8 protein-coding genes are annotated in these 7710 nt (G+C 62.9%); 6 read left to right on the top strand and 2 right to left on the bottom strand.

Features of this window, described 5'->3' with window-relative positions; all coding sequences use genetic code 11:
* Both P775_RS15910 and denD read right to left on the bottom strand, forming a co-directional pair.
* The coding region (locus P775_RS15910) for an NAD(P)-binding domain-containing protein (RefSeq protein WP_180287469.1) at positions 1-191 on the bottom strand (191 nt) is incomplete at its 3' end.
* Positions 188-1171 (bottom strand): D-erythronate dehydrogenase, encoded by a 984-nt coding sequence (gene denD, locus P775_RS15905; protein WP_099911893.1) that lies wholly within the window; start codon positions 1169-1171, stop codon positions 188-190. The genes P775_RS15910 and denD, both read right to left, overlap by 4 nt.
* A 103-nt stretch (positions 1172-1274) precedes the next feature.
* Between denD and P775_RS15900 the strand changes: the two genes are divergently transcribed.
* The 6 genes from P775_RS15900 to P775_RS15875 all read left to right on the top strand — a co-directional run bounded on the left by P775_RS15900 (position 1275) and on the right by P775_RS15875 (position 7655).
* Positions 1275-2708 (top strand): FAD-binding oxidoreductase, encoded by a 1434-nt coding sequence (locus P775_RS15900; protein WP_099911892.1) that lies wholly within the window; start codon positions 1275-1277, stop codon positions 2706-2708.
* A 35-nt stretch (positions 2709-2743) separates the two neighbouring features.
* Positions 2744-3457 carry a FadR/GntR family transcriptional regulator gene (locus tag P775_RS15895; protein ID WP_099911891.1) on the top strand — a complete coding sequence of 238 codons (714 nt, stop codon included), beginning with the start codon at positions 2744-2746 and terminating at the stop codon, positions 3455-3457.
* 176 nt (positions 3458-3633) lie between these two features.
* A complete protein-coding gene (locus tag P775_RS15890) occupies positions 3634-4764 on the top strand; it encodes a fumarylacetoacetate hydrolase family protein (protein ID WP_245875721.1) in 1131 nt (376 codons plus the stop codon).
* 1 nt (position 4765) lies between these two features.
* A complete protein-coding gene (locus P775_RS15885; protein ID WP_099911889.1) occupies positions 4766-5338 on the top strand; it encodes a TRAP transporter small permease in 573 nt (190 codons plus the stop codon).
* Positions 5335-6612, top strand: a complete 1278-nt coding sequence (locus tag P775_RS15880) for a TRAP transporter large permease (RefSeq protein ID WP_099911888.1) — start codon at positions 5335-5337, stop codon at positions 6610-6612. The genes P775_RS15885 and P775_RS15880 overlap by 4 nt, the downstream gene beginning before the upstream one ends.
* A 29-nt stretch (positions 6613-6641) precedes the next feature.
* Positions 6642-7655 carry a TRAP transporter substrate-binding protein gene (locus P775_RS15875; RefSeq protein ID WP_099911887.1) on the top strand — a complete coding sequence of 338 codons (1014 nt, stop codon included), beginning with the start codon at positions 6642-6644 and terminating at the stop codon, positions 7653-7655.
* The last annotated feature ends 55 nt before the right edge of the window (positions 7656-7710 follow it).

The raw sequence follows: 7710 nt of genomic DNA, 5'->3' as shown, positions 1-7710 counted from the left end.
TCGGCGTCGGCGACGGCCTCTACCGGGTCGGCGGCGACCACCGCCCCGTCAGCGGCCAGCGCCTGCGCCTTGTCGGGCGCGCGGTTCCAGACGGTGACGGCGTGACCCGCCGCCAGCAGGCGGCGCACCATCGGGGCACCCATCAGGCCGGTGCCCAGGAAGGCGATGCGCAGGGGTTGGCTGTCGGTCATGGCGCGCCACCCAGCTCATCCTCGATATGGGCGCGGATGATGGCGTCAAAGCTGTCCTCGGCGGTGAAGCCAAGCGCGCGCGCACGCGTCGCCTCGAACCCCGGGGCCCAGCCTTCGCACATGCGGATGATGGCAGGGTCCGGTTCGCGCCGGATCAGGGCGACGGCGTCGTCACCGGCCACGCGGCGCAGCGCCTCGATCTGCTCGGCCACCGTCGCGCTGAGGCCAGGCATCGACAGGTTGCGTCGGGGCCCGAGCGCGGCAAGGTCCATCGTCGCGGCATGGATCATGAACCCGACCGCAGAGCGCGGCGAGGTGTGCCAGTGGCGGATCGTGTCGGGCACCGGCAGCACGGCGGGTTTGCCGACCAGAGGTTCGCGCAGGATGTTGGAAAAGAAGCCGGACGCGGCCTTGTTCGGCGTGCCGGGGCGGATGCAGAGCGTCGGCAGGCGAATGCCGATACCGTCGAAAAAGCCGTGCCGCGTGTAGTCGGCCAGCAGCAGTTCGCTGATCGCTTTTTGCGTGCCGTAGCTGGTCAGCGGCGTCGTGTGGAAGTCGTCCGGGATCGGGAAGGGTAAGGGTGCGCCGACCACCGCGATGGAAGAGGCGAAGACCACACGGGGGAAATATCCGTCCGCGACATGGGCCAGGCGGATCGCCTCGAACAGATCGCGGGTGCCGTCGAGGTTGATTCGGTAGCCTTTTTCGAAATCGGCCTCGGCCTCGCCCGACACGATGGCGGCGAAATGAAAGATCACATCGGGCCGGGTGGCGATAAGCTGCGCCGCAGTGCCGGGGGCGGACAGATCGATGGCCAGAGTGGTTGTTTTGCCCGCGAAGCCTGCCGGGGCGTCGGGTGCGACGACATCGACCAGGGTCATGGCGTCGATCTTCTGCCCCCCCAGACCTTCGTCATCGACCAGGCGCTGCGTCACTTTGCGACCCAGCATGCCAGCGGCCCCGATGGTCAGAATGTGCATTGAAATCCTCCTCCCGCAAATCCGTGCTGACAGTGTGTCAGCCTTCGAGTAGTATGATTGTCTGATAACCTGAAAACTGCAAGACCAAGAGAGTGTCCAATCCATGTCCGTTGCCAAGACTGCCATTTTGCCGGACGCCGCCGCGCGCCTGATCGAAGAGCTGGGACCCGAGATCGTCCTGACCGGCGCCGCCACGGCGCCCTATTGCCGCGACTGGCATGGCGATGTGCAGAGCGATGCGATTGCCGTCCTGCGCCCGCGCAGCACCGCCGAGGTGCAGGCCTGCGTGCGCGCCGCTGCGGCGCTGGGGCTGGGGATCGTGCCGCAGGGCGGGGGGACCGGGCTGGTTCTCGGGGCGGTTCCTGACCGCCCGGCGGAGCAGGTGGTTGTCAGCCTTGAACGGATGACGCGCATCCGCCTGCTAGATGCCGAGAATTATTCGGCGGTGGTCGAGGCGGGGGCCGTGCTGGAGCAGTTCAAGGATGCCGTCGCTGCGGCGGGGCTGTTCTTTCCCCTGTCGCTTGGCGCGCAGGGCAGTTGCCGGATTGGCGGAAATGTCTCGACCAATGCGGGGGGCGTGAATGTTCTGCGCTTCGGCATGACGCGCGAACTGGTGCTGGGGCTGGAGGTCGTGCTGCCGGACGGTCAGGTCTTCAATGGCCTGTCCCAACTGCGCAAGGACAATCGCGGCGTCGATCTCAAGCAGCTGTTCATCGGTGGCGAGGGGCTGTACGGTATCATCACGGCGGTATCGCTCAAGCTGCTGCCGGCCCCGGATCAGGTCGCCACGGCGCTTGTGGCTCTTGCACGGCTGCCAGATGCCATCGCGCTCTATCGCCGCGCGCGGCACGCGTGCTGCGATCTGATGTCTGCCTTCGAATTCATGCCCCCCATCGCCATGACGCTGGCACAGGAGGCGATGCCGGATCTGGCGATGCCAATGGAGGCGACCCACCCGGCTTATGCGCTGATCGAGATTTCGGGCTCCGGCCTTGTCGATATCGATGATCTGATGCAGCGCTTTCTGGAAAGCGCGTTTGAGAGCGGGCTGGCGCTGGACGGGGTCATCGCGCAGAATCAGGCGCAGGCGAAAAACCTTTGGGCGATCCGGGAGGGGATGAACATCGGGCAGGCGCAACGGGGTCGCCACTTACGCACGGATATTTCTGTTCCGCTGTCACGTCTGGCAGATTTTGTGGCCGAGGCCGAGGCCGCCATCCTGCAGGACCAGCCGGGCAGCACCTGTGTGTCCTACGGGCATGTCGGCGACGGCAATGTGCACCTGAACGTCCTGCCCGATCCGCACCTTGCCCCGGACGAGATCGACGCGCAGATCCATGCTGCGAAAAAGATCGTGAACAATGTCCTTGATCGCTACGCCGGCTCGATCAGTGCAGAACACGGGATCGGCCGACTGAAAAAGCCTGATTTCGAGGCACGCCTGCTGCCGGTGCACCGCCATCTGCTGACAACGCTTAAAAAGGCGCTGGACCCTGCTATGACAATGAACCCGGGCTGCCTGTTTGATATGTACTGAGCCCAGGGGCTGAACAACACGAAGGAAACCACACGATGACGGGCGAGTCCCCACAATTTCTGCGCACCACGCATCTGCCAACCCGGATTGCCGAACAGTTCACTCAGCAGATCCAGTCGGGCGGGTTGAAGGCCGGTGACAGGCTGCCGACCGAGCTTGCGATGTCGAAGAACTTTGGTGTTAGCCGCACTGTCATCCGTGAGGCAATCGCGCGCCTGCGAAATGAGGGCATGATCGAGACCCGTCAGGGCGTCGGCGCCTTCGTGATTGACCGCCCAGCCCGCCACATCCGTCTTGAGGACGGCGGGTTGAGCGCGGAGGACTTTCGCGGCCTGTTTCAGCTGCGCGTGCCACTGGAGATCGAGGCGGCAGGGCTGGCGGCACAGAATCACACCGCCGAACATCTGCAGCAGATGGATCAAGCCTTGCTGCGAATGGAGACGGCGGGGGACGGTGCGAACGACGGCATCATCGCGGATCTCGATTTTCACCGCACCATCGCGCTTGCGACGGGCAACGATTATTTCGTCCAGTTCCTCGGGGCGATTTCCGACCGGGTCCTGAAAACCATCCTATTGTCGCGCGAGAAAATCCGGCTGGATACCCTTATCAGCATGGTTAATCGCGAGCATTCCGCCCTGCGCAATGCCATCGCCTCGGGCGATCCGCTGAAGGCCCGCCAGGCAATGCGCGCGCACATGGTCGGTTCAACCGAGCGGGTTGAGCTCAAGCTGGACTTCTACCGCTAGGGCGTTGCATGCGATCAATCGCAGGTTTGCTGTAGACACTTTGCCGCCCCCTCGATTAAGGTCATGTCATACGGTTGTCTGACAATGTTGGATGATCCGACGCAGGAGAGCGTCGTGACGTGACTTGAGGAGGGGACGTTTTGGTATCATCGCCATCATTGCAGGCATCCGCCATTTTGCCACAGGACGCGAGCGACGCGGCCCTTCTGGGCCGGGTGTGGTCAGAGACGCAGGCCGGGCCCTGCCCCGTCCTCCTGAGGCAGGGCCATGTCTTCGATCTGAGCGGGGCTGCGGCCACAATTTCTGGGCTGCTGGAGCGGGACGATCTGACCGCGATCCTTGCCAGCACTGACCTACCCGACCTTGGCCCGCTCGAATCGTTTCTGGACGGCAGCGCCGGGCATCTTCTGGCCCCTGTCGATCTGCAGGCAATCAAGGCGGCGGGCGTGACCTTCGCCGACAGCATGCTGGAACGCGTGATCGAGGAACAGGCCCGCGGCGACAGTGCCCGCGCCAATGAGGTGCGCGCACGGCTGGCGCCGGTCATCGGGGAAAGCCTGCGCGGTGTCCGTGCTGGGTCCGAGAAATCACGTGAGATCAAGGCGCTGCTGCAGGACATGAACCTGTGGTCGCAATACCTCGAGGTCGGCATCGGTCCGGATGCGGAGATCTTCACCAAGGCGCAGCCGATGTCAGCGGTGGGATGTGGCGATCGCGTCGGCATCCACCCGATTTCCGAATGGAACAACCCCGAACCCGAGATCGTGCTGGTCGTGCGCTCGGACGGAACGATCCTTGGGGCGACACTCGGCAATGACGTCAACTTGCGTGATGTCGAGGGACGCTCGGCGCTGCTGCTGGGCAAGGCCAAGGACAACAACGCCTCCTGCGCGATCGGCCCGTTCATCCGGCTGTTCGATGCGCAGTTCACCAAGTCGGATCTGGAAAACGCCACTGTATCGCTGCGGGTCGAGGGCGAGGACGGCTTTGTCATGACCGGCGAAAGCCCGATGCAGGCGATCAGCCGCACGCCCGACGATCTGGTCGGGCAGATGCTGAACCGGTCTCACCAGTACCCCGACGGGGCAGTGCTGTTTCTGGGCACCATGTTCGCGCCGGTCAAGGACCGCCGTGGCGAGGGACAGGGCTTCACCCATGAGACCGGCGACCGGGTCGAGATCGCATCGCCGCGTCTGGGAACGCTGGTGAACTGGGTGGAGCGCACGGATCGCTGCCCTGAATGGCAGTTCGGGATCGGTGCGCTGATGCGCAACCTGATCGCGCGCGGCCTTGGCGACAGGATTTAACGTGAAACGGATTTCAGATCTCTTTTACCGCCTGCTCGACATCGTACTCGGGCTGTTGCTGGCGGCAATGGCCATCATGGTCTTCGTCAATGTCGTCATGCGCTACACCATGAACTCCGGCTTCGCGATGTCGGACGAGCTGTCGCGCTTCGGCTTCGTCTGGCTGACCTTCATCGGTGCGGTCGTCGTGCACCATCATCGCCAGCACATGGGTATGGAAACCGTGGTCAGCCTGTTTGGCCGAGGCGGCCGGCTTTTCCTGATGGGGCTGTCGGACGTGATGATCGTGGGCTGCGCCGCCGTGCTGACGATCGGCACGTGGAAGCAGCTTCCGATCAACGCCAGCATGGATGCACCTGTCTCGGGCCTGTCGATGGCCTGGGTCTATGGGATCGGGCTGTTTGCCGGCGTGGGCATCATCCTGATCACGCTGGAGCGGCTGTTCCGATTGCTGACCGGTCGCATGACCGAGGCCGAGCTGGGCGCCTTCTGCGGCGAGATGGATATCCTTGACACCCTTCCCGATGACAATTCTGACCTGCGGGCCCCGGACGTGAGGGAGCACGGCAAATGACACTTCTAGTCTTTATCGCAGCGCTGCTGGGCGCGATGGCAATCGGAGTGCCGGTGGCCTTTTCCCTGATCTTCTGCGGCATTGTGCTGATGTCCTACATGGATATGTACAACACGCAGATCATCGCACAGAACATGCTGATCGGCGCGGATACCTTCACCCTTCTGGCGATCCCGTTCTTCATTCTGGCGGGCGAGCTGATGAATGCGGGCGGCCTGTCCAAACGCATCATAGAATTTGCCATCACCTGCGTCGGCCATATCCGGGGCGGTCTGGGGCTGGTCGCGATCATCGCAGCGGTCATCATGGCCTCGATCTCGGGCTCGGCAGCGGCGGATACGGCGGCGCTGGCGGCGATCCTGATCCCGATGATGGCGCGAGCGGGCTACAACTTGCCGCGCTCCGCCGGGCTGATTGCAGCGGGCGGGGTGATTGCCCCGGTGATCCCGCCCTCAATGGCCTTCATCATCTTCGGCGTGGCGGCCAACGTCTCGATCTCGAAGCTGTTCATGGCGGGGATCGTGCCGGGCGTGCTGATGGGGGTCGTGCTGATCATCACCTGGATGATCGTGGCGCGGAATGACAAGGTCGAGACGCTGCCACGCGCCGGCTGGTCCGAGCGGGGCCAGGCCTCGGCCAAGGCGATCTGGGCGCTCGGCATGCCGATCATCATTCTCGGCGGCATCAAGATGGGCATCGTTACGCCAACTGAGGCGGCCGTAATCGCAGCATTCTATGCGCTGTTCGTGGGCCTGTTCGTCTACCGCGAGCTGAAGCTTGCTGATCTGCCGGACGTGCTGATTTCTGCAGCGCGCACCACGGCGGCAATCATGTTCCTGGTCTGCGCGGCGCTGGTTTCGGCCTGGCTTATAACGGCAGCCAATATCCCGAACGAAGTTGCGGGCTATATCGAGCCGCTGATCGACCGGCCAAAGCTGCTGATGCTGGCGATCATGGTGCTGATCCTGATCGTCGGCACGGCGCTGGATCTGACGCCGACCATCCTGATCCTGACGCCGGTGCTGATGCCGATCATCACCAAGGCGGGCATAGATCCGGTCTACTTCGGGGTCATGTTCATCATCAACTGCTGCATCGGCCTGCTGACACCCCCCATCGGTGTCGTGCTGAACGTGGTCAGCAGCGTCGGTCGCGTGCCGCTTGGCCAGGTGATCCGCGGCGTCGGACCCTTCCTGCTTGCGCAGGTCCTCGTGATCCTTCTGCTGGTCCTGTTTCCACAGATCATCATCGTTCCGGCGCACTGGTTTTACTAAACGACAACTGTTCTCGAGGAGGAGACACCATGAAACATTTCGCACTGAAAGCCGCGCTTTGCGTGACGACTGCACTAGCCGCCGCAAGCCCGGCCATGGCCGATTTCAAGGAGCGCACCTTCCGCGTGTCCAACGGCGTCAACGAAGACCACCCCAACAGCACCGGCATGAAGGCGATGCAGGTCTGCCTTGACGAAAAGACCGGCGGCAAGATGAAGATGCAGGGCTTCTGGGGCGGCTCTCTCGGCGGCGATCTGCAGGCCACCCAGGCGGTACGCAGCGGTCTGCAAGAGGCGGTCTTGACCTCTTCCTCGCCGCTGGTGGGGATGGTTCCGGCGCTTGGTGTCTTCGATCTGCCGTTTCTGTTCCGCACGCCGCAGGAAGCCTATACCATCATGGACGGCCCCTTCGGTGACACGCTGAACGAAAAGCTGGACGCGGTCGGGCTGGTCAACCTCGGCTACTGGGAAAACGGCTTCCGCAACATGTCGAACTCCCAACGCCCGATCAAGACCTGGGAGGATTTCGAGGGCATGAAGGTGCGTGTCATGCAGAACAACATCTTTCTCGACACCTTCGACAACTTCGGTGCAAATGCGACCCCGATGTCCTTTGGCGAGGTCTTCTCGGCGCTGGAAACCAAGGCGATCGACGCGCAGGAAAACCCTTATGTGACCATCGACACGTCCAAGTTTTATGAGGTGCAGTCCTATCTGAGCGAGACCAAGCACGCCTATACACCGTTCCTGTTCCTGTTCTCCAAGGCGATCTTCAACAGCTATACGCCTGAAGAACAGCAGGCCCTGCGGGATTGCACCACGGTCGGCCGCGATGTCGAGCGCGAGGCGATCCAGGAGCTGAACAAGGAATCGCTGGAGAAAATGGAAAAGGCGGGCCTGAAGTACAACACCATCGCCCCCGCAGATCAGGACGCGATGCTGGAGAAATCCCAAGTGGTCTATGAAAAGCACAAGGACGAGATCGGAGCGGATATTGTCGACGACGTGCAGGCGGAGCTGAAGAAGCAGCGCGCGGCCCAATAATCACCGACTGAAGCGATTTGAACGTAAGCCGCCCGGCGTTGCATTCAGCAGCGCC

This window comes from Puniceibacterium antarcticum (genome assembly GCF_002760615.1).
GTDB lineage: Bacteria > Pseudomonadota > Alphaproteobacteria > Rhodobacterales > Rhodobacteraceae > Puniceibacterium > Puniceibacterium antarcticum.
Note: the sequence above shows the minus strand (reverse complement) of the source record. Positions and strands in the feature narration are given on the sequence as shown.